22 protein-coding genes are annotated in these 22,440 nt (G+C 38.7%); 7 read left to right on the top strand and 15 right to left on the bottom strand.

The genetic code is table 11. The features are described 5' to 3' along the window. The first annotated feature begins 60 nt into the window (after positions 1-60). The 4 genes from ACFSR6_RS12380 to ACFSR6_RS12365 all read left to right on the top strand — a co-directional run bounded on the left by ACFSR6_RS12380 (position 61) and on the right by ACFSR6_RS12365 (position 2,477). Positions 61-423, top strand: a complete 363-nt coding sequence (locus ACFSR6_RS12380) for a hypothetical protein (protein WP_379079276.1) — start codon at positions 61-63, stop codon at positions 421-423. Positions 424-490: 67 nt separating this feature from the next. Further along, positions 491-1,033, top strand: a complete 543-nt coding sequence (locus ACFSR6_RS12375; RefSeq protein ID WP_379079274.1) for a YceI family protein — start codon at positions 491-493, stop codon at positions 1,031-1,033. A gap of 7 nt (positions 1,034-1,040) precedes the next feature. Further along, a complete protein-coding gene (locus tag ACFSR6_RS12370; protein ID WP_379079272.1) occupies positions 1,041-1,988 on the top strand; it encodes a DUF5777 family beta-barrel protein in 948 nt (315 codons plus the stop codon). A gap of 36 nt (positions 1,989-2,024) precedes the next feature. Next, complete coding sequence (locus tag ACFSR6_RS12365) at positions 2,025-2,477, top strand: QcrA and Rieske domain-containing protein (protein WP_379079270.1); 453 nt, start codon at positions 2,025-2,027, stop codon at positions 2,475-2,477. Between the two features lie 184 nt (positions 2,478-2,661). On the opposite strand, the gene ACFSR6_RS12360 is transcribed toward ACFSR6_RS12365, so the two are convergent. Genes ACFSR6_RS12360 through ACFSR6_RS12350 form a run of 3 tightly spaced genes read right to left on the bottom strand, consistent with a single transcriptional unit; the run spans position 2,662 to position 5,895 of the window. Further along, positions 2,662-3,804 carry an ABC transporter permease gene (locus tag ACFSR6_RS12360; RefSeq protein WP_379079268.1) on the bottom strand — a complete coding sequence of 381 codons (1,143 nt, stop codon included), beginning with the start codon at positions 3,802-3,804 and terminating at the stop codon, positions 2,662-2,664. Continuing rightward, positions 3,804-4,940, bottom strand: coding sequence for a glycosyltransferase family 2 protein (locus ACFSR6_RS12355; protein WP_379079266.1), 1,137 nt, complete (start codon positions 4,938-4,940; stop codon positions 3,804-3,806). Before ACFSR6_RS12355 ends, ACFSR6_RS12360 begins: the two co-directional genes overlap by 1 nt. Continuing rightward, positions 4,918-5,895 (bottom strand): lysylphosphatidylglycerol synthase domain-containing protein, encoded by a 978-nt coding sequence (locus tag ACFSR6_RS12350; RefSeq protein ID WP_379079264.1) that lies wholly within the window; start codon positions 5,893-5,895, stop codon positions 4,918-4,920. Before ACFSR6_RS12350 ends, ACFSR6_RS12355 begins: the two co-directional genes overlap by 23 nt. A 40-nt stretch (positions 5,896-5,935) precedes the next feature. Between ACFSR6_RS12350 and ruvC the strand changes: the two genes are divergently transcribed. Continuing rightward, entirely contained in the window at positions 5,936-6,523 is a 588-nt protein-coding gene (gene ruvC / locus ACFSR6_RS12345) for a crossover junction endodeoxyribonuclease RuvC (RefSeq protein WP_183767690.1), read from the top strand. Positions 6,524-6,860: 337 nt separating this feature from the next. Here ruvC and ACFSR6_RS12340 read toward each other — a convergent pair whose 3' ends face one another. The 12 genes from ACFSR6_RS12340 to ACFSR6_RS12285 all read right to left on the bottom strand — a co-directional run bounded on the left by ACFSR6_RS12340 (position 6,861) and on the right by ACFSR6_RS12285 (position 16,967). Next, the gene (locus tag ACFSR6_RS12340) at positions 6,861-7,754 is read right to left on the bottom strand and encodes a DUF4349 domain-containing protein (protein WP_379079262.1); all 894 of its coding nucleotides are present in this window, start codon (positions 7,752-7,754) and stop codon (positions 6,861-6,863) included. A 554-nt stretch (positions 7,755-8,308) separates the two neighbouring features. Next, positions 8,309-8,527 (bottom strand): hypothetical protein, encoded by a 219-nt coding sequence (locus ACFSR6_RS12335; RefSeq protein ID WP_183767686.1) that lies wholly within the window; start codon positions 8,525-8,527, stop codon positions 8,309-8,311. Between the two features lie 58 nt (positions 8,528-8,585). After that, complete coding sequence (locus tag ACFSR6_RS12330; RefSeq protein ID WP_379079260.1) at positions 8,586-9,350, bottom strand: 5'-nucleotidase, lipoprotein e(P4) family; 765 nt, start codon at positions 9,348-9,350, stop codon at positions 8,586-8,588. Between the two features lie 86 nt (positions 9,351-9,436). Further along, complete coding sequence (locus ACFSR6_RS12325) at positions 9,437-10,564, bottom strand: ATP-binding protein (RefSeq protein WP_379079258.1); 1,128 nt, start codon at positions 10,562-10,564, stop codon at positions 9,437-9,439. A gap of 210 nt (positions 10,565-10,774) precedes the next feature. Then, positions 10,775-11,671: an ATP synthase F1 subunit gamma gene (gene atpG, locus ACFSR6_RS12320; protein WP_379079256.1), complete on the bottom strand. Its 897-nt coding sequence runs from the start codon at positions 11,669-11,671 to the stop codon at positions 10,775-10,777. 86 nt (positions 11,672-11,757) lie between these two features. Next, the gene (gene atpA, locus ACFSR6_RS12315) at positions 11,758-13,332 is read right to left on the bottom strand and encodes a F0F1 ATP synthase subunit alpha (protein ID WP_379079254.1); all 1,575 of its coding nucleotides are present in this window, start codon (positions 13,330-13,332) and stop codon (positions 11,758-11,760) included. Between the two features lie 198 nt (positions 13,333-13,530). Continuing rightward, positions 13,531-14,070 carry an ATP synthase F1 subunit delta gene (gene atpH / locus ACFSR6_RS12310; RefSeq protein ID WP_379079252.1) on the bottom strand — a complete coding sequence of 180 codons (540 nt, stop codon included), beginning with the start codon at positions 14,068-14,070 and terminating at the stop codon, positions 13,531-13,533. A gap of 120 nt (positions 14,071-14,190) precedes the next feature. Beyond that, complete coding sequence (locus ACFSR6_RS12305; RefSeq protein WP_379079250.1) at positions 14,191-14,685, bottom strand: F0F1 ATP synthase subunit B; 495 nt, start codon at positions 14,683-14,685, stop codon at positions 14,191-14,193. Between the two features lie 87 nt (positions 14,686-14,772). Beyond that, complete coding sequence (atpE, locus tag ACFSR6_RS12300; RefSeq protein ID WP_025144011.1) at positions 14,773-14,985, bottom strand: ATP synthase F0 subunit C; 213 nt, start codon at positions 14,983-14,985, stop codon at positions 14,773-14,775. A gap of 42 nt (positions 14,986-15,027) precedes the next feature. After that, on the bottom strand, positions 15,028-16,161 hold the full coding sequence (gene atpB, locus ACFSR6_RS12295) for a F0F1 ATP synthase subunit A (protein WP_379079248.1): 1,134 nt from the start codon (positions 16,159-16,161) through the stop codon (positions 15,028-15,030). Between the two features lie 14 nt (positions 16,162-16,175). Continuing rightward, positions 16,176-16,601, bottom strand: coding sequence for a hypothetical protein (locus ACFSR6_RS12290; protein WP_379079247.1), 426 nt, complete (start codon positions 16,599-16,601; stop codon positions 16,176-16,178). A 141-nt stretch (positions 16,602-16,742) separates the two neighbouring features. Further along, positions 16,743-16,967 carry an AtpZ/AtpI family protein gene (locus tag ACFSR6_RS12285; RefSeq protein ID WP_379079245.1) on the bottom strand — a complete coding sequence of 75 codons (225 nt, stop codon included), beginning with the start codon at positions 16,965-16,967 and terminating at the stop codon, positions 16,743-16,745. 109 nt (positions 16,968-17,076) lie between these two features. Here ACFSR6_RS12285 and porW point away from each other — a divergent pair, with 109 nt between their 5' ends. Both porW and ACFSR6_RS12275 read left to right on the top strand, forming a co-directional pair. Further along, entirely contained in the window at positions 17,077-19,842 is a 2,766-nt protein-coding gene (gene porW / locus ACFSR6_RS12280; RefSeq protein ID WP_379079243.1) for a type IX secretion system periplasmic lipoprotein PorW/SprE, read from the top strand. A gap of 200 nt (positions 19,843-20,042) precedes the next feature. After that, positions 20,043-22,262, top strand: a complete 2,220-nt coding sequence (locus ACFSR6_RS12275; protein ID WP_379079241.1) for a transglycosylase domain-containing protein — start codon at positions 20,043-20,045, stop codon at positions 22,260-22,262. Positions 22,263-22,440 lie beyond the last annotated feature (178 nt).

Genomic DNA, 22,440 nt, shown 5'->3' with positions numbered 1-22,440 from the left:
CAGTTAAATATAATGACAAGAAAAATAAACCTTTCCGATACCAATTTTAAATCAATACCTATGAAAAAACAAAATTCAATCTTTTTATTAGCCGCAATTACTGCCTTGCTTTTTGCCTGCTCTAAAAAACAAGCTGAAGAATTGAAACCAACAACCCCAACGGGTCCAACCGCTGTAACCACTGCCAATGTAACCTATAGCAATTTTGCAGGTGCACTTTTCCAAACCAAATGTAACAATTGCCATGGCCCTAATGGTTCAGTAAAAATTGTTTGGGCATTTAATGGTCTGGCCTCTATAAAAAATGATACACGTGTAGCCAATAGTGTGCTCGTAACCAAAACAATGCCTAAGGGTGGCACTTTAACAGTTAGCGAAAGGGAATTATTACAAGCATGGTTTGATCGCGGAATGCCTGAATAACGACTAAACAGAGTATAAATTAACGCTTATGAACAATATTTTACTAAAAACTTAAATCAATTTACCGATGCAAAAATTATTTTTCACGTTAGTCGCCCTGTTTTTATGTACAGGTTTAAAAGCACAGATATGGGTAAGTAAAAATGTAACCTCTTCATTTTTTTCTTCCACACCGGTAGAGGATATAGATGCTACCAGTAAAACCGGGGCCTCGGCTATAAATACCAATACCAACGATATTATTTTCAAGATCAATAATAGTTCTTATCAATTTAAGAAAAAATTGATGCAGGAACATTTTAACGAAAATTATATTGAAAGTGATAAATACCCTACCTCAGAGTTTAAAGGGAAAATTGTAGAACAGATTGATTTTTCAAAACCAGGTACCTATCCCATTACCGTTAAAGGAAACCTGCAGATCCACGGCGTTACTAAGGAATATCAGGCAAAAGGATCGCTTGTTATCGCAGGCGGAGAGGCAAAAGCCACCTCAGCGTTTAACGTAAAACTTGCCGATCATAATATTAAAGTCCCCACCATTGTTTTTAAACAAATTGCAGAAACCATACAAGTAAAAATAAGTGCTGTTTATGAACCTAAAAAATAAAAACTTTATGAAATATCATCTAAGATCTCTTTTATGTCTATTTATCATCTGTTCGCCGTATTTGGCTTTTAGCCAGGATTCCCTCGAAAATGCATTACAACTCCCTAAAGAACAAAAGAATGTGCAGGCCACTTTCAAAGCAACTAAACTTATTAACATTCAAACTAACGAAACCATTTATAAAAACGAACTGGATTTTAGGGTAGATCACCGTTTCGGAGACATTGCCGGCAGTGCAGGAGGCATAAAAAATTTTTTCGGACTTGATCAATCAACTGATATCCGTATTGGTTTTGAATATGGGATCAGTGATAAACTTTCTGTAGGTTTGGCAAGAGCTAAAGGAGCCGGTGTAGTAACGCAGTTATACGAAGGAAACTTAAAATACCGTTTACTGGAGCAAACTGCAGATGATAAAATACCGGTTGCGGTAACTGTATTTGGTAGCACTACCATTTCGGCAGCGAAAGCTTCAACCGATCCCACCGCTGCAAATGCATTCGGCCAATTTCAAGACCGCTTAACTTATGTGGTACAGGCTGTAATTGCCCGTAAGTTTAACTCAAATTTCTCGATGTTGGTAATGCCATCGTACGTACACCGCAACTTTACTGTTTTTGGTGATCAGAATGATATGCTTGCCCTGTCTGTTGGTGGTCGCATCAAAATTACCAAACGCATGGCATTTGTAGCCGATTATACTATTCCGTTCAGGGATAAAAATAAAGAAGCTTATCTCGAAAATACTTTGGGAACAACATACTATAAGACACTTGGTGCCGGACTGGAATTTGAAACCGGTGGACATATTTTCCACCTTAATTTCACCAATGCAACTGCAATTCAGGAATCCCAATTTATTACCGATACAAATACTTCGTGGCTTAAAGGGCAATACCGCTGGGGCTTTAGTATAGCACGAAGATTTTCTTTCGATAAGAAAAAAGCAAAGTAGATTAATTGAACCAAAAAGTAAATTAAGAAAACAATTATGGAACGTAATGAATTTATCAAATCATTGGGCCTTGGTGTTGCCATGGTGTGCACTGGAGCCTGCTTTTCTGCCTGTGGAAAAAAAAGTGATTCACCAGAACCCAGCAAACCTAACGGTGGTGGAGTACCTACGGGTACTACCGCAAGTGTAGATCTGAATACCCAACTGTTAACCGTTGGAGCATCAGTTGTAGTTAATGGCATTTTATTTATCCGTACGGCAACAGGGAATGCCACCACTTCTTTTGCAGCTACACAAGCCACTTGTCCACATCAGGGTGGTTCACTAAGCTTTATCCAGGCCAGCAACTATATCCAGTGTGGTTTACATAATTCGAGGTATACCACTAGCGGAAGTATTTTAGCCCAACCGAATGATGGCGGTACCACAAGTGCTCTAAAGGTTTATCCGCTTACGGTTTCAGCAAATATGCTGACAGCTACAGCTTAAGCTTTTGTTTTTTTAAGGTAAGAGGCTGTATATAGGATTGTCATTAGGAGTTTTGTAAAAAGGCTTATCTAATCTAAACACATATTACAAGGCGTTTAGACACCTCGTTAAGCTCCGTAAAGGCTGGATTTATCTGGTAGATCCGGCGTAAATCACAACTTATAATACAGCCTCTTTTTTATGATTAAACTGTTACATTTTGCCCTTTTACATCAAAGGCATCACGTAGGCCTATGGCAAGCACATTAAAGGCATAAACGGTAAACATAATGGCTAAACCGGGCAAAATGGCAAGGTAAGCAGCATCCATAATAATGTAACCATAGTGTTCCTTAATCATGCTCCCCCAGCTTGGCATGGGCGGTTGTGCACCAAAGCCCAAAAAGCTTAGCCCTGTTTCCAACAATATGGCCGAAGCAAAATTAGAAGAGGCCACAACCAAAATAGGACCTGCAATATTGGGCAATATATGTTTGATAATGGTTCTGGCTGTACTAAAACCCAGCGCCCTTGCCGCCTCTATAAACTCTACTTCTTTTAAAGCCATTACCTGCCCGCGCACCAATCTGGCTACATCTACCCAGGTTGATAAACCAACTGCGATAAATATCTGCCAAAAACCCTTCCCCAAGGCAAATGAAATGGCAATGACCAATAAAAGCGATGGCAACGACCAAACTACATTCATAAACCAGCTGATGGCTGCATCTATCTTTCCACCAAAATAACCTGCTATAGCCCCTAAACTTACCCCTATAAAAAGAGAAATGAGAACCGCCATTAAACCTACCGATAATGAAACGCGTATGCCCAAAATCAAACGGCTCAATAAGTCACGGCCATAAATATCGGTTCCCAGAATATAGGTTTGTTTATAGATGTTATTCTTCTCAAAAAGAGCTTGTGGCGCACCTGTTTTTGAAGGCAGAACACAATCCGGACATAGATCTTTTAACGCGTATTCCGTTTCTTTGGCTTTTTCGTCATCTCCGATATATTCCTGCACTAAAACAGTATTGCCTTTTATTTTGTACGAAGTTATCGGGATGCTTTTAAAAGCAGGTGTTTGTCCATTCAGCATTCTTTTTAAAAAATTAACTTTTTCCACTTTGGGATTGCGGCCAATGATTAAAAAAGTAAAGGTGCTGCCTGGTTTCTTTTTGTTTAACTGAAGGGTTTGCACATTTGCATTTGGAGAATGATCGGGCATAATCAAATAGCCCAAAATGCCCATGAGCATCAATAGTAAGATAAAGATCAGCCCGCCGAATGCCAGTTTATTCCGCTTAAACTTTAACCATACTTTTTTTGATGGGCTATTATCCATTATTTAACCATTCTGCCTTTCCAATTATATTTTCCACTGTTTCCGGCAATGCCAATGTATACCATATAAATGATATGCAGTACATTTAAAACAGGCATTAAAATCAGTAAACTACGCCTTTTGGCAAAGCCGGTTACATCCCATAAAAATAAGGTTTCTACAACCATTTTAAATAACAGCTGGTAGAAAACAAGGGTTAAAAAGCCTGGAATAAACAATCCCGTAACAAAGTTTGACAGTATGCTGAGATTGAAGATCCAGATCAGTACACCCAAAACAATAATAGCCTTGTTCTTATAACGTGTACTTTTTGATGCCCAGCGTTTGCGCTGCTGGATAAAATCGCCCAATGTTTCTTTTGCGTGCGTATACACGATCGCATTCCTGTTTTTTAAGAAGCCGATCTTATCCGGGTATTTCGCAGCAATTTTATGTAGTAACAGTTCATCATCGCCCGATGCGAGGTCATCAATTCCCTGAAAGCCGCCAACCTCATAGAAAGTATTTTTTTCATAGGCTAAATTGGCACCATTGCAGGTTGATGGTTTCCTGTTTCCAATGGTAGAGGCACCCAGTCCAATCAGGTAAAGGAACTCTAACGCTTGTAAGCGCTCAAAAAAACTTTTCTCCTGAAAATAAGCTACCGGGGAAGAAATCATTTTATAGTTTTTCTCCTCGTATAATCCAACAATAGTAATCAACCAGTCAGGCCCCATTCTACAATCAGCATCAGTGGTTATGATCAGGTCGCCAGAGCAGGTGCCGATAGCGGTTTGTATTGCTTTTTTCTTGTAAGAGTTCAATGCCCGGTCTTCATTTAACTTAATCAGTTTTACATTACGATCGGCATAACTTAACACAATTTCCGCTGTTTTATCAGTAGAATGGTCGTCAATAATAATAATCTCCGTTAAAGCCTGAGGATAATGCTGTGCAATCAGGTCATCGATCGTTTTATTGATATTTTCTTCCTCATTTCTGGCTGCCACTATGATAGAAACCCTGGTTTTTGGATCTGATTTTTGTGGGTTGAAATAAATCAGCCTATGCCATCCCCTGATAAAATAAAGGACCAAAAAACCATAGATTAAGGTTAAAGCGATAGAAAATAGACTAGTTAGATTTAAGATTTCCAAAAAAATTGAGTTTAAAAACGAAATAAGTGCCTAAGATAGCAGGAATTATGATATTTACGAGCCAAATACCTGCCGTGCATGCAATAACTGCCACATGCTGGTCGGTTATATGCTTAAATAGCTCCACAGCGGTAACACTTCTGATCCCCACATCGAAAAGATCGAGTGAAGGTAATGCCGATTGTACCAAAAAGAGTAAACAGGTCATCATCACAATGTCTACATAATGCATGCCGGGCACCAGCCAAACAAAAAGAATAAAATATTGCGAACTGAATACCACGTACCGGGCAAAACAGTAGGTAATAATTTTGAATAATTCCCTTTTTCTGTAACGGGCTAAAATACTGTAAAATTTCTTGTATTTCCTGGTGAATTTAATGGATAGTAAAATCCCATTTAACCAACGGATATTAAAATAAAAGATTAGAAAAAACAGGCAAAAAATTACTGCAAAAAATACCAGGGCAATAAATAGTACGCGGTTTACAGGGATAAAGCGGTACACAAAAAAGCAGGCTGCAATAGCGCCAAAAACATTAGTCAGCACCAATTGGCCGATACTGCCCACACTCATGGCCACTATCCCAACAATTCTTCTTCGTGGTGAGAGGAAAAACACGCGCCCTCCGTACTCACCTAGCCTGTTGGGCGTAAAAATAGCCAGCGTTAAACCGCAAAAAACCGATTCGATGGCACGATAAAAGCTGATGGGTTCGATATGGCTCATCAGGTATTTCCATTTCCCGGCTTCCAGAAACCAGTTTACCAGCATCAATATCACTACAACACCAATTACCGTAATAATTTCGGCCTGGGGGATATCTTTTAACAGCGTACTAAAATCACGTAGGTTCTTATTGGCGATAAGTTTATGGTAAATAAACCAAAAGGCAAATATTACAATTGCAACTTTAATTAAAAGCGATAGTATTTTTTTGTGCCTGCCTGTCAAGATTCTCTTTTTTCTTGCAAATATGCTTAATATTGCTGTAATGTTGAATGAAAAAAAGGAACGGGTAATTATGGGCATCGATCCAGGCACTGCAGTGATGGGTTATGGCGTAATTTTAGAGAAAGGGAATAAAACGGAGCTGATCAGTTTAGGCGTGGTTAAAATGACCCATTTAGACGATCCTTTTCTTAAACTTCAGCGGATATTCGAAAAAACGGTCGTACTGATGGAACAGTATAAACCTGATGTGCTCGCTATTGAGGCCCCTTTTTATGGTAAAAACATCCAGGTATTACTAAAACTTGGCCGTGCGCAGGGCATAGCCATCGCAGCTGCATTATCCAGAAATGTGCCCGTAACCGAATATTCACCCCGTAAGATCAAACAATCTATTACAGGCAGTGGAAATGCCACCAAAGAGCAGGTTGCAGCCATGTTACAGCGCTTATTGAACTTTAAGGAAACACCCGAGTTTTTAGATGCTACTGATGGTTTAGCCGTTGCCGTTTGTCACTCCTTTCAGAAAATTACTGCAGGTGGTAAATCTAAAACCTATTCGGGCTGGGAATCTTTTGTAAGCGATAATAAAACTAAGGTTAAAGGTTTAACGGTTAAAGCAAAGAAATAATGATAAAATCACACCGAATTTGTCACGTTGAGCTGAGCTTGTACTGAGCTTAACGAAGTATCGAAACGCTTTTCCGGAAATTTAACAAATCCTTCGACAGGCTCAGGATGACAATGATATATTTAGCATACATCCTCCTAATCAATAAGATAATAATCCATTTAATCTAAAACGATTCGTGCGAACACGAACCATGGAGCAAAATCGATCCCAAACCGTTCGTCACCCTGAATTTATTTCAGGGTCTATTTTCCCAGAAAGATGCTGAAATAAATTCAGCATGACGATCGCGTTAATAATTCTCCATGGTTCGTGCAAACATGAACCATGGAGAAATTTATCCCTGATTATTTTCGATTAATTTTTTTGTGATTAGGTCTCTTGCCGACCTATCTTTCCTAATCAAATGCCTGATCGCTAAAAATGTCGCTATACCGACCAATATTAGCATCCACAGGTTGGAAATGGCAATGATGATTTCTTTGAAGATCGTCCAGCCGTTTATTATACCCAGCCACAGCCTGTTCATAAACGAAGGGCGGTAATCGTACAGGTTATCGTTCGCAACAACCATAGTCTTCACCGTATTGTCCTGATAAAAATTAAGGGTGATGGTACTGAATTTTACACGGCTATCGATCTGCATATTCTCTATCCTTTTATCAACATAATCGTCTTTGATGAAAAGGGAAGACTCTACATTGGCGCTCTTTTTTGAAGCTACTTTATTAATCTTTTCGATTGCATCGATCCGGTTCTGTGCTTTTAATTTATTCGATAAATAAGCCATGCTCTGATCGTCCATCTTCATCGATTGATTATCCACAAAAACGGCCATTTTCGCGATGGTATTGGTAAAATCGTCCAGTTTATCTGATGGTACCTTAGCCACCAGGTAGCCCTGCGTGCGGTAAGAAGTAATTTCCTTTAACGAATCGGTTGATTGTTTAACCTTGTCGGTTTCCTGGATGATACTTTCGATCGAGAATTCAGCCACTGTGCCACCTTCGGCCTTAATGATTTTGCTAAGCTGTTCTTTCGTTTTCTGAACATCTTTTACCCTAAACCTCATGTCGGCAGTTTTAACGATCTTCTCTGTTGCTGTGCTATCTGTAACCGCTTTGTCTAATGGCTCTAAAGCTACTGTATCGGCACCTGCGTATTTTTTACTTTCACTCTGGCAGCCAAAAATGGTTAAAATTATGGCTATAGCAATAATATTCCTTTTCATGATTGTGTGGTTCTAAATAAATAATCATTTTAAATATTGCTTCAAATGGCCATGAGAAGTCCGGCGCCTTTGGTTAGATAATAACGCCGTATTTACCCTTAATACGATAATTGTATTTAGGTAACCCAATACTAAGTTTAGCGTATTGAGAAGAGACTTTAGGTGGCTTTTCGTTAAGAATAAGAAAGGCCGGCTCAGGTAATGTAAGTCTTAATAAATGCGGAAATTCAAAACTTATCTTATTTTTTGTAAGGCAAGTGCAGAAGCAGTTGGGTTATAGCAGTCCCGCCATTTGCTTTAGCCCTGATGCTAATTTAGTGCCGATTCATCGGCAAAGAATCAGGGGCTGCCGCGGCTGTCGGGCTTAGGATAGAAAGGCCTGCCTAAGTAATTTAACCTGACAGGAGCGGCACGGAGTAAAGCGGATGGCAGGGCTTTTGGAACCTATTTTACTTAAACCCATCAGGTTTTGAAAACCTGATGGGTTTTTACATCATAAAAAAGCCGGTCAATGTATCAACATGACCGGCCTTTATATCTTGATAGCAAAATGCTTATGCGTCTAATATTTTGAATACTCCTTTAATGGCAATAATTGCACCGATGAACAAAACAATCCATGATGCCAATGATACCTGCCAAGAATCGTAAGCGAAACGTGCGTAAGTACCCACAATGCATATCAGTACACCCAAAACCATCAATTTATAAATTCCTGGCTGGTTAGCCGTTTGCATACTTTCTGTATTGTGCTTTAATTTGTTGTTCTCCATAATGTTTATTTTTATGTTGCAGCAAAAGTAATACTTATTGCCGAATAATTATATAAACTTAGTAACTTTTTAATCGTTCTAAACGTTGCTTTGCCTTATCCTTATCCGATAGCTTTTCGCCCTGATACAAAGGCTTTTCCCAATCGCCATACATAGGGTTTGGCAATACAATAAATTTAGTACCGAAAAGATGCTGGTTTTGCTCTACCTGCTCTTTTGTATTTTTATTTTCACGGTAAAAAATATTCGAAAAATCGCTCAGATTATCTCCGCAAAGCATCAGTATATTATGGGTTTCAGCTACCTTTTGCCGGCGGGGCTCTTTATCTGAAGTACCTTTCGAAACCACCAAATGCGCATCATCCGCATAAGGGAATCCAAACTGTTGCAGGTTTTTTAAGGTTGCCTTATAATCCTTTTCATCGCGGTTGCTCACATAAAAGGTTTCGATGTTTTTTGAGGCGGCAAATTTTAAAAACGCCAGTGCTCCCGGAACGGTATCAGCCTGGGCCAAACTTGTCCACTCTGTCCAATCAGCCGGTGCATAACTCAGTCCTTTTTTAATTTCATGGCCCTGAAAAGCCGAGTTGTCCAAAACCGTCTCGTCTATATCAACAATTACACAGTTGGGCTTCTTACTGGTATCGGCCCACAAAGCTTCCTTTAATGATAAACGCGCAAAATTGTAAGCCTGAAAACATAGCGCGCGGTATTCGCCTGATGTTTGCTGCCATAGCACGGCATTGGTGTAATCCCGGGCAGGATTTTGAGCCTTAACAAAAAATGAAGAAGACAACAAAATGATGAGGATGTATTTTTTCATAACCTGATATTAGGTTACAAAGATACAGAAAACGCCTATTTTTAATTTTGTAAATCCCATTTCTTAATTGAATAGGGATTTCTAAATTAGCTATTTAAAAAATTTCCCCTATCAGTTTTTGAAACCAATAATGTTTCTGCGTCCGGGTAAGCATGCCTAAAAGTAAGCGAAAATTTATTTTTCCCCCTTTCGCTCCATTTAAACTCAACAGCCAAAAATTTTTCTTTTGTTTTTTCGATATAATCAATTTCCTGCTGTTGTGTGGTACGCCAGAAAAAGCATTCTGCATCTATCTGGTTCTGATGCAGAAACTTTACGCGCTCAGCAATCATATAATTCTCAAACAGTGCTCCTACATCATTTCTATTGGCTAAGGGGTTAAAATTCCGCGTAATCGCATTAATAATACCCGTATCATAGAAATAAATCTTCCTGCTCTTTTTAATCTCGTTGCGCACATTGCCCGAAAAGGCAGGTAAGCTAAAAACCACGAAAGATTTTTCGAGCAGACTGATGTACTTATCAACGGTTTTCTGATCCGCCTTTACCAGCTGTGCCAGTTCCGAAAAGTTAACTTCGCTCCCAACCTGCAAAGCCAGGGCCTTTACAATTTTCTCGAACAGCAAAGGCTTTTTAACATCTTCTAAAGTAAAAAGATCCTTGTACAGATAACTATCGGCCAGTAATTTTAAATGTTCTTCTGCATTTTGCGGATCGTTTATAATTTCAGGATAAGAACCATAAATTAAACGTTGCGCTAATGATCTTTCTTCGCTAATAAAATCAGTATCATTTACCAGCTCAGCGTATGAAAATGGTAAAAGCATCATTTCATATTTTCTACCGGTTAAGGGCTCATTTATCTTATCTGATAACTCAAATGCAGAAGAACCTGTAGCAATTACCTGGATATGTTTAAAACGATCGACAATAATCTTGATCAATAGACCTACATCATTGATTCGCTGGGCCTCATCAATAAAGAGCACTTCGTAGCCAGTGAGTATTTGTGTGATCTGTGCCGCATTAGGTTTAGCTAAAGTTTCGCGCACATCGGCATCATCGCCGTTAAGGTACAGGGTCTTTTTATTAACCTTTGCCAATAATTGTTCAACAAATGTAATTTTACCCGTTTGGCGTGGCCCAAAAATGATAAAGGCTTTCCCTTTAAAAAGTCTTGCAAAAGCATAATCCAATTGTTTCCGAACAATCATAACCATTAATCTTTATACAAAAGTATAATAATTTTGGATTACAATCCATAAAAAACATAATAATTTTTGATTGAAATACATAAAAATTATAATAATTTTAGATTATAGGATTTAAAGGTCATAAAAAAGCCTGTTTCTTGATCGAAACAGGCTTTATATTTTTGCTAGTTCAGACTCCAAACTAAGGACGCTGAACTAGCAACTTAAATGTTATCCTTCCAATGCTGCTGCACCACTTACAATCTCGGTTAACTCGGTTGTAATTGCTGCCTGACGTGCCTGGTTGTATGAAAGTTTTAAGGCTTTTAATAGTTCGCCAGCATTTTCAGTTGCTTTATCCATTGATGTCATACGTGCACCATGCTCAGAAGCGTGTGAATCCAACACGGCTTTGTATAACTGGATTTTAATTGATTTAGGAATCAGCTGTTCTACAATTTCTTCCTGAGAAGGCTCTAAAATATAATCAGCATTTGTTGTTTTCTTAACGGCTTTTGGATCTGCAGCTGCTTCTTCTGTTTTAGGCAAAGGCAGCAATTGTTCAGTAGTAATAAACTGGACAGCTGCATTCCTGAAACGGTTGTAAACTACTTCTACCCTATCAAACTCACCTTTAACAAAACCTGCCATAATCGTATCCGTAATTTTGGTTACGTTTTCGAAAGTCAGGGCTGAATATATTTCGTTATTGTTGCCAATAACATTGTATTTACGTTTTTCGTAGAAATCCTGAGTTTTCTTACCAATAGAAATAATGCTCACATTACCGTTTTTCAACTGTTCGCTATATTTCCCGGCAATTAAATTGTTGGCCGCTTTAATTACGTTCATGTTAAAAGCACCAGCCAAACCACGGTTTGAAGATACAGTAACAATTAACACCTTATTGGGCTCGCGCTCTTGAATAAAAGGCGATGACGATCCCTCTAAACTTGCTGATAGATTACCTAAAATCTCTTTCAGTTTAGTAGCATAAGGACGTAAAGCGATAATTGCATTGGTAGCACGTTTCAACTTTGCTGCCGAAACCATTTTCATAGCTTTGGTAATCTGCTGTGTTGACTGTACCGATGCAATCCGGTTTCTTACTTCTTTTAAATTAGCCATTCTCTATTTAGATGTGAGATGTGAGATATGAGATACAAGACGTTAAGTCCCAATCTCAGATCTCAAATCTCATGTCTCAAATCTTATTAATATTTACTTGAAATCTCTTTTGCTACTGTATCTAAAACACCAGTAATGTTGTCATCAAATTTACCAGCTTTTAAAGCCGCTAAAGTTTCAGGATGACGTAATTCCAGCTGCGTTAAGAATTCAGTTTCAAATTCTTTTACTTTATCTACCGGAACGTTACGCATTAGGTTTTTAGTACCAGCATAAACAATTGCAACTTGTTTCTCTACAGTAAATGGAGAAAACTGTGCTTGTTTCAACATCTCTACGTTGCGTGCACCTTTATCCAATACCGATTTTGTTGCAGCATCTAAGTCAGAACCGAATTTAGAGAATGCCTCTAACTCGCGGTATTGAGCCTGATCAAGCTTTAAAGTACCTGCAACTTTTTTCATCGATTTGATCTGCGCATTACCACCCACACGCGATACCGAAATACCTACGTTAATTGCCGGACGGATACCAGAGTTGAACAGGTTCGACTCTAAGAAAATCTGCCCATCAGTAATTGAAATTACGTTGGTTGGGATATAAGCAGAAACGTCGCCCGCTTGTGTTTCGATAATTGGAAGTGCTGTTAACGAACCACCACCTTTAACGATGTGCTTAATCGACTCAGGTAAATCGTTCATGTTTTTAGCGATATCATCGTTAGCGTTGATTTTCGCAGCTCTTTCCAACAAACGGCTGTGTAAGTAGAAAACATCACCTGGATAAGCCTCACGGCCCGGTGGACGACGAAGCAATAAAGATACCTCACGGTAAGCCACAGCTTGTTTAGATAAATCATCGTAAACAATTAATGCTGGTTTACCTGTATCGCGGAAAAACTCGCCAATTGCAGCACCTGCAAACGGAGCATAGAACTGCATTGGAGCAGGATCTGCAGCCGAAGCAGCAACAACAACTGTATATGGTAAAGCACCGTTTTCTTCCAGTGTACGTACAATGTTGGCTACAGTAGAGTTTTTCTGACCAATAGCTACATAGATACAGAACACAGGCTGACCTGCTTCATAAAATTCTTTTTGGTTGATAATGGTATCGATACAAACAGCAGTTTTACCAATCTGACGATCGCCGATAACCAACTCACGTTGACCACGACCAATTGGAATCATCGCATCGATTGCTTTAATACCAGTTTGTAAAGGCTCATTTACCGGCTGACGATAGATTACACCTGGTGCTTTACGCTCTAAAGGCATTTCGTAAGTTTCGCCCAAGATCGGACCTTTACCATCTAAAGGCTCACCTAAAGTGCTTACTACACGGCCAAGCATACCTTCACCAACTTTAATAGAGGCAATTTTTTTGGTACGTTTAATGGTATCACCTTCTTTGATCTCGTCAGAAGGGCCTAAAAGTACCACACCAACGTTATCTTCCTCAAGGTTTAATACAATACCTTGCAGGCCATTTGCAAATTCAACCAACTCTCCCGATTGAACTTTAGTTAAACCGTAAACACGGGCAATACCGTCGCCCACTTGCAGCACGGTACCAACTTCCTCCAGTTCGGTTTCTGATTTGAAGCCCGCCAATTGCTGTCTGATAATTGCCGATACTTCGTCTGGTCTTACCTCTACCATAATTTTACTTTATATCTTTTTATAAATGTTTAGTGCTTAGCGCATGGCGCCTGGCGTTTTTGTGCCATACGCTTATCGCAATACTCTTTGCGTTTGGCGCTTCGTGTTTGGCGCTCTATTGCCTTACACTCACGCTTCACTATGTTTTTTTGGCTTTTTGCAAATCAACGCTAAACGCCCTACGCAAAATGCTATCCGCTATTGCGCAAATTCTTTTTTAAGTTTACTTAAACCGTTAGCGATACTGGCATCAAACTGCTTATCACCAACTTTTAATATAAAACCACCAATTAGTTTTTCGCTCACCTTTTCGTTTACGATGACCTGCTTGGCACCTAATTCTTTTTTTACAATCGCTACAATTTCCTCTTTAGCTGCAGGGCTTAAAGCACTCGCAGTGGTTACATCTGCTGTAACAATGCCTTTGATCAGGTTATATTGCTGTACAAACTGTTTTGCAGTAGCAAATAATATAGCCGAACGTCCTTTGTTTACAACGGTTTTGAAAAAAGTCAGGGTTAGTTTACCTGCCTTGTCTGCAAAAATACCGTTCAGGATACCTGTTTTTTTATCTAAAGGTACAATCGGGTTTTTTAATATTGCTTCCAACTCAGGGCTTTCATCAACCACTTTCTCAAACAAAACCATATCATTATAAGATTCTTCCAGCCCATTGTTTTCAATGGCTAGGTCTATTAATGATTTGGCGTATCTGCTCGCAACTTTAATTTCTGACATATATTTAGGTGTGAGATCGGATATGGGAGACTTGAGATTTTGAGATCTGAGATTTGAGAGCTATAGCCCCATCTCATATCTAACATCTCATATCTAGCATCTCAAATCTATTTTCTCAAACTAGTTTAATTCAACGTCTTTTAACAAGTTAGCAACTAATGCTTCCTGTTTGGTTTTATCATCTAACTGCGCACGTAAAACACGTTCTGCAATTTCTAATGATAAAGTAGAAACCTGACCTTTTACTTCTGCTAAAGCGGCTTTCTTTTGGTTTTCGATCTCAATTTTTGCTTTATCGATCAATTTTGCACCTTCAGTTTGTGCTTGTTTTTTAGCCTCGTTCAGGATACTATCTTTTAAGGTTTTAGCTTCCTTCAGAATTTCATCACGCTCGGCACGGGCCTGTTGCATCAGATCCTGGTTCTGGCTGGTTAAACGAGCCATTTCCTGTTTAGCCAACTCAGCTTTGTTCAAAGCCTCATCAATGCTTTGCTCGCGCTCGTGTATAGCACCTAAAATAGGTTTCCATGCAAACTTTCTAAGTATAATCAATAAACAGATGAATGCTACCGATGTCCAAAAAACCAATCCTATGCTTGGGGTTACTAATTCCATTTTATCTAATTTTTAAATACAATCTTTTTAATAAGGCCGGGTAAATAACCAATCGTTAGTTACCCAGCCTAATTTCTTCAGTGATTATTAACCGTTTAAGCCTAATAATGCAACTACTACACCGAATAAAGCAGCACCCTCGATAAGGGCAGCAGCGATAATCATTGCAGTCTGAATTTTTGATGCAGCTTCTGGTTGACGAGCAATACCTTCCATTGCTTTACCACCTACTTGACCGATACCGATACCTGCACCGATTACTGCTAAACCGGCACCAATTGCCGCGATTGAACCTACCATAACTAATTTAATTTATATTAATTTGTAAAAAATAGTTTTCTGTTAATGATGTTCTTCTACTGCCATACCAATAAATAAAGCAGTAAGTAATGTAAAAATAAAGGCCTGTAAAAATGCTACCAGTAATTCCAGTACATCCATAAACAATACGAATGCAACTGAAACCGGAGCGATGGCCAGGGTTTCGAAAATAAATATTAACGATATTAAACTTAATACGATAATGTGTCCTGCAGTGATGTTCGCAAACAAACGAACCATTAAAGCGAAAGGTTTAGAAATAATACCAATTACCTCCACAACTACCATTAAAGGCCATAACCAGAAAGGAACATCCGGCAAAAGAATATGCTTCCAGTAATATTTGTTACCGTTGATATTTACAATAATCAGGGTACCCAAAGCCATTACAAAAGTTAAAGCAATATTACCCGTCACGTTTGCTCCACCCGGAAAAATCGGCACTAAACCCAATAAGTTGTTAAACCAGATAAAGAAAAACACGGTTAACAGGTAAGGCATAAATTTATTGTATTTATGACCAATGTTTGGTTTTGCAATATCGTCACGCACAAATACGATAATCGGTTCGATTAATGACTGCAAACCCTTAGGCGCTTTACCCACACGTTTTTTATAAGCTCCGGCCACTGAAATAAATACAACTAGAATTACCAGGATAGCCACAAACATTGCCGCAACGTTTTTAGTGATCGAGAAATCAAGAATAGATTTGCTTGCCTCCTCATCGATTTTACCATCAGCACCAACCACTTTAACATGATCCTCTTCTAAACGGTAGTTATTATATTTACCGTTATAATCATGCTCACCGTGATGGAAATTACCTGAAGAAAAAACTTCTAAACCATTAGGAGTATACAAGATTACAGGAAGGGGCAACGAAGTGTGACCCCACAAATGCCAAACATGTGAATCGGCTATGTGTTCCATAATCACCTTGGTTGGCTCGAATTTTTCTTCTCCGTGTTCGGCCTTAGCTCCATGTTCGCCAGATGTTGCATGAGCAGATTCAGCAACAGCACTATCAACAGGTACAACAGCGCTATCAACCTGGGCGAAAGTATCAATTTTGATAGATAAAAACGCGATTAAAAGCGTAAAAACAATAGTTAGCCTTTTAACTTTAGACACAAAAACTCGGTTACAATCCATTTATTGGCAGTTTTTTACTTTAAATTTTGGTGGCGCAAGTTACGTAACAAACAGTAAACTTCAAAGACCGAAAACAATAAATATAAAGAAAAAAAATTAAGCAGAAATACAAGCCCAATTCCCTTTGCTTTTATACTGTAAATCAGCACAAAAGCCATACAAAAAATCATCTTTATCGCAATTGATCCCATAATAGCCATAATCCCCACTTCAGGATCTCGTTTTATCCCTATATCAACAAGCATGTAAGCGATATAGGTAATACCAGCCAAAAAGCCGAACATCACCCAAAAATTATTCACAAAAATCTGTTTATCAGGAAATAATAAAGGTAAAACGGCAACAACGCCTATTAATAAGCCCACGAAGATCAAATAGATGCTGGTAAATTTGGCTAGAGTCAATGGAATAAATTTCTTAGCAGATAAAAACTTTTGCAAAGATAAGGTTTTTATTATCAAGTAACTAGTAAGGGATGGAAATATTATAAGGATGGTTAACCGGTTAACTAAAGAATTATTTCATCATCTAATTGGTTAACTGAAAATTGAAATCCGCCAACTGAAAACTGTTAACCGGCACTAATCCCTGGTAACCTGCTTAATAGCCTGGTATAACGCAATCCCAACCCCTGCCAGGGCAAAAGCTGCAGTGATCAACTTGCTTTTGCTGTTTCTGTGCTCATCAATTTTGTAACCTATAAAAGTAAGCAGGCCTATGGTAGCGATCATTTGGAAACCAATGGCAGAATATTTGGCCGCAGCGTTCACCTTTTTCTTTGCATCTTCTTCTTTTGGATTTTCCATTTTTTATGCAATAATTAAATTAACTTTGAATAATTGAAATTTGTTGCCGGATAAAATATTTTTCTATATATATTGTTTATTATATATCAACTTAAGAGATTTACCATCATTGAAAAAAAACGCTAGCAAACATTTAAGTCGCTTCGCCATCTTTTTTAGTGCCCTCCTTATTTATGGCTGTGTTGCAAATAAAGATACTGCAGTAGACCGCAGGTTCCAAAACCTGACGGCAAGGTATAATTATATCTATAACTCCAATGTCTTGCTTACCGAATACAACGAGAGCCAACTGCAAAGTTATACAGATAATTATGAAAAAATATTGCCTGTTTATCTCGACCCCGAACCCCAGGTAAACCTGGTGCTCTCGGCAGGTACAGCCAATAAACAGCTTGATGACGTAATTGCCAAAGGACAAACCATCATTAATGAAAAAAGTTTTAGCAATTATATTGACGATGCCTACATGCTTTTGGGTAAGGCAAATTATTTGAAAGGGAATTATTTTATTGCATCAGAGTATTTCGATTATACGGCAAAAACCTATAACAATGACCTGAAAACGTTCATTATGGCCCTGAACTGGAAGGCCCGCAGTCAGATGCAGCTGAACAATATGGTACTGGCCGATAAAATACTCGATACCATGTTGCGCGCTTCCGATCAGTTAAAAAAAGATCTGGCTGAACCCCTGGCAACTGCAGCACAGATGCGCATTTATCAGAAGCGCAATAAAGAAGCCATTTTATTTTTAGAATCGGCCATTGCCTTGCCTGCAGAAAAACAGTTACGTATCCGTTGGCGCTTCATATTGGCACAGTTACAGGAAAAAGAAAAAAACATACAGGATGCTTATATCAATTTCACTAAAGTAGAAAAGAGCAATGCGCCTTTCGAAATGTATTTCCACGCCAATTTAAACCGGATTAAATTAAAAGCATTACTTAGCGGGGTAAAACTGAACAAGGAAGACCAGTTACTCGCACTATTAAAAGACGATAAAAACTTCGATTATATCGATCAGATCTATTACCAGGTTGGTGAGCTTTTCTCGGCAGAAGGTAATTTTGTAAAAGCGGAAGAAAACTACCATAAATCGGTTTCACAAAGTACGCGTAACCAAACACAAAAAGCATTATCTTATTTAAGGATTGCTGATTTAAACTTTAAAGAGTTTAACAATTACATTAAAGCAAAACTGTATTACGACAGTGCGGCAATGATTTTACCTAAAAATTTTCCTGATTACAGCAATATTGTTAAAAAGGCCGATAACCTGAAATATCTAACCGATAGGTATACCATTATTGCTAAAGAAGATACTGCCCAGTATATTGCGAAACTTCCGGCTGCTGAGCGTGAGACCAAAGTAAAAGCTTATTTAGCTCCAAAAGTTGAAGTGACGAATACAGACGCGTCAATCAACAACCAGTCCTTAAATGATCCGGATTTTCCGAACAGAAGTTTAAATGTCCCAACAAATACTGCAGGAAACACTTTTTATTTTAATAATAATGCAGCCATAAGTAATGGCTTTGGCGATTTTAAGAAACGTTGGGGCAACCGCCAGCTCCAAGATAACTGGCGCCAGAGTGTACGCTCATCCGGACAGGAAACAAACCAGGTTTTAGCGGGAGGAAAAGTTGCCACAGAAATTATACCTGCAACGGGACAAACCAATGCCGCTTCTGCAGAGCAAACTTCATTAGAAAAGCAGTTTTTGGATGCTTTACCTACCACGCCAGCATTATTGGCAGCATCTGATCAAAAAATTATAGATGCGTATTTTGAAATCGCAAGTTTTTACCAGCAGGAACTGAACGATAATCCGGAGGCAAATAAAATATTCCTGGAGCTCATTAAGAGATATCCCGAAAACAATCACCTTGTAGCTATTTATTATAGCCTTTACCTCAATTATAAAGGTGTAGACGAAGTAAAATCCGATCAGTATAAACAATTGGTGCTTACAAAATTCCCAGAATCGAATTTTGCCAAGAATATTTTAGATCCGAACTATTCGGCTAAACAGACACAGATGGAAAACATTGCCATCAATAATTACAATGTGGCTTTTGATGCTTACACTAGAAAAGATTATCCAGGTGTGGTAAAGCAGGCTGATGATAATATTTCGGCTTTTCCAAATAACGACCTGGCACCACAGTATGCCTATTTAAAAGCCATAGCCATTGGCCGCACAGCAAAAATTGATGCTTTATTGACGGAATTTAACCTCATTACGAGCCTTTATCCGAATGATAAAATTATTACACCCTTGGTTCGTGATCATTTAAAATACATTGAAGCGAATCTTGATGAGTTTAAACAAAGGCCGGTGGCGCTGATCGATTTTGATCCAAACGAGCCCCGTTTTGTAGCTCAGGCTACCCCAGCTGCCGTTCCAACCAAACCTTTGGTGATCGAAAATCCTGTAACAAAAACGGCTGAACCTTCTCCTGTAGCAAAACCTGTTGAGGTTAAGCCAGCTGATCCGACTAAATCAGCCAGTATTTTCAGTGCAGAAAAATCAGAAGAGTATTATTACGTAATCGACGTGGCCGATGCCACTTTAACCCTAAGTTCATCCCGCTTTGGTATAGGTCAGTTTAACCGTGGAAATTACCCCGATAACGATTTGGAACATAAATTGGTAGAGTTGGATAATGATCAGTTGATTTATATTACGAGTTTTGTCGATCTTGAAGATGCAAAAATTTACGAATCGAGCATTAAAGGCCAGTTAAAGAATATTATGAAAGTACCGGCTAACCTTTACAAAGGCTTCATCATCAGCAAAGAAAACTTTCAGAAACTTACAGACAGATCGCGGATTAACGAATACCTGGAGTTTTTAAAAGACAATTATAAGTAAGCAGAAAGCTTAAAGACTAAAGCTGAAACCATTGATGACCTTATATGTCTAAAATGGTAAAGCAAAGCGTGAAAACTAAAGCTTAACTGTATTTAGTCGTTGAATTGCCAATTTGCACAGCTTAAATTTGATTCTATAAAAAATTAATAAATTTGCATCCAAACCTCCTTTTATTCGGTTTTGGAAAATAACAACATACAATGAATAAATCCCTTTCTGCACAGGATATAAAAAGATACAGTTTACTCATTTGGAAATTATTGATCGGGGGAATTGCCCTTTTCGCTATTTTCATTTCAATGATCGGTTTGGGTCTTTTCGGAGCTTTACCTTCTTTCAGGGATATTGAACATCCCAAAAGCAACCAGGCATCAGAAATTATTGCCGAAGATGGTCGCACATTAGGTACTTATTTTGTACAGAACAGATCGAATGTTACCTACAAAGATATTTCCGAAAATGTAATCAACGGATTGATTGCTACAGAAGATACCCGTTTTAAAGAACATTCCGGTATCGATTTTAAACGGACCTTCTCTATTATCGGTTATAATTTAATCGGCAAAAAACAGGGGGCCAGTACCATTACCCAGCAATTGGCCAAAAATCTTTTCCCGCGTGAATCGAACCTCAATTTTTTCTCGCTGGTATTAACCAAATTTAAAGAGTGGATTGTTGCCGTTAAACTCGAACGCAATTACACCAAGGAAGAAATTATTACCATGTATTTAAATACAGTCGATTTCGGCAACCAGGCTTATGGTATTAAATCGGCAGCAAGGGTTTATTTCAATACCACTCCCGATAAACTGAGTATAACGCAGGCAGCAACGCTGGTAGGCATGCAGAAAGGAATTACCATGTATTCGCCTACACGGCACCCTGAGCGCTCCAGAGACCGTAGAAATACAGTAATGGCCATGATGGTTAAATCTGATCTTTTAACGCAGCAACAATTCGATGAAGAGAAAGACAAACCTTTAAACCTGCATTTTAATGCGGCCACAGTTAATGATGGCATTGCACCTTATTTCCGTTCGGTATTGAAAAATGATATAAAAACCATTTTTCAGGAACAATCGATCACCAAACCTGATGGTACACCTTACGACCTGGACCGGGACGGTTTAAAAATTTATACCACATTGAATTATGACATGCAGGTATATGCAGAAGAAGCACAAAAAGAATACATGAAAGTGCTGCAAGCACAATTTATTGCGAGCTGGAAAGGTAGAAATCCTTTTAAAGATAAAACCTTGCAGATTGAGCAGGGCATTAAAAGATCCGACCGTTATAAATCGTTAAAACTGGAAGGAAAATCGGATGAGGAAATCACCAACGATTTTAATACGAAAACAGAAATGACCATTTTTACCTGGAAAGGCAATATTGATACTGTAATGAAACCTATCGATTCTGTACGTTATTACAAAATGCTTTTGCGTAATGCCATGATGACCATGGACCCAACTAATGGACATGTAAAGGCATGGGTTGGTGGAATTAATTATGAGCATTTCAAATACGACCAGGTTAAAATGGGAACCCGTCAGGTAGGCTCAACGGCAAAACCTTTTACATATGCTGTAGCCATTGAAAATGGTTATTCGCCTTGTTATACCGTACCGAACGTTCCGGTAACGATTGAAGGTTATGGAGAACCTTGGACGCCAAGAAACTCAGGCAAACCATTACCTGGCAGTATCACCTTACAAAAAGCGTTGGCTTACTCCCAAAACTTTGTGACGGCTTATTTAATGAAACAGGTTGGTCCTGTCGCCGTGTCTACACTGGCCACAAAAATGGGGATCCCTAATGTTCCGGCATTTCCATCTATTTGTTTGGGTACTTTCGATTCTTCTGTTTATAATATGGTGGGTGCTTACGGCGCTTTTGCCAATAAGGGAATTTATACCAAGCCGATTTATTTATTGAGAATTGAAGATAAAAACGGTGTGGTATTATTTTCTCAAAAGGAAATACCAAAACCGATTATGAGCGAGGAAGTGGCTTATGTAATGACGAGGATGCTTAAAGGTGTGGTGACCAACGGAACCGGATCGAGATTGAATTATAAATATAAAGTTAATGCACCGATCGGGGCGAAAACAGGCACTACCCAAAATAACTCCGACGGTTGGTTTATGGCCATTACCCCACAACTGGTAACCGGTATCTGGACAGGTTGCGAGGATAGGGCTTTCCACTTTATCAGCACCAATCAGGGTGAAGGCGCGAATACTGCTTTACCAATTTTTGCAGGATTTATAAAAAGAGTTTATGCCAATCCGGCATTAAAAATTAGTCATGCCGATTTCGAAGCACCAAAATCAGGTGTTTCCATTACTTTTGACTGTAACCAGTATCAGAAGCAGGAAGAAGGTACGAGTGAATTGGACGAGAAGCTCGGATTTTAATCGTCAGGTTCTTCGTGAAGAATAACAGAGGAAATCCTTTTGTTGAGCCTGGAGCATAGCAAAAGCGCTACAAGAGATTGTGCCCGGATTGCCCACGCCTTGGCTTAGCTTAAAGGTACCCCAAATTCTTTAAACAACATTAAATCAATATCCGTTTAAATAAAGATTTCCCTTTTTG

Source organism: Pedobacter vanadiisoli (genome assembly GCF_042684385.1).
In the GTDB taxonomy this organism is placed as follows: domain Bacteria; phylum Bacteroidota; class Bacteroidia; order Sphingobacteriales; family Sphingobacteriaceae; genus Pedobacter; species Pedobacter vanadiisoli.
This window is presented reverse-complemented; position numbering and strand designations above follow the sequence as displayed.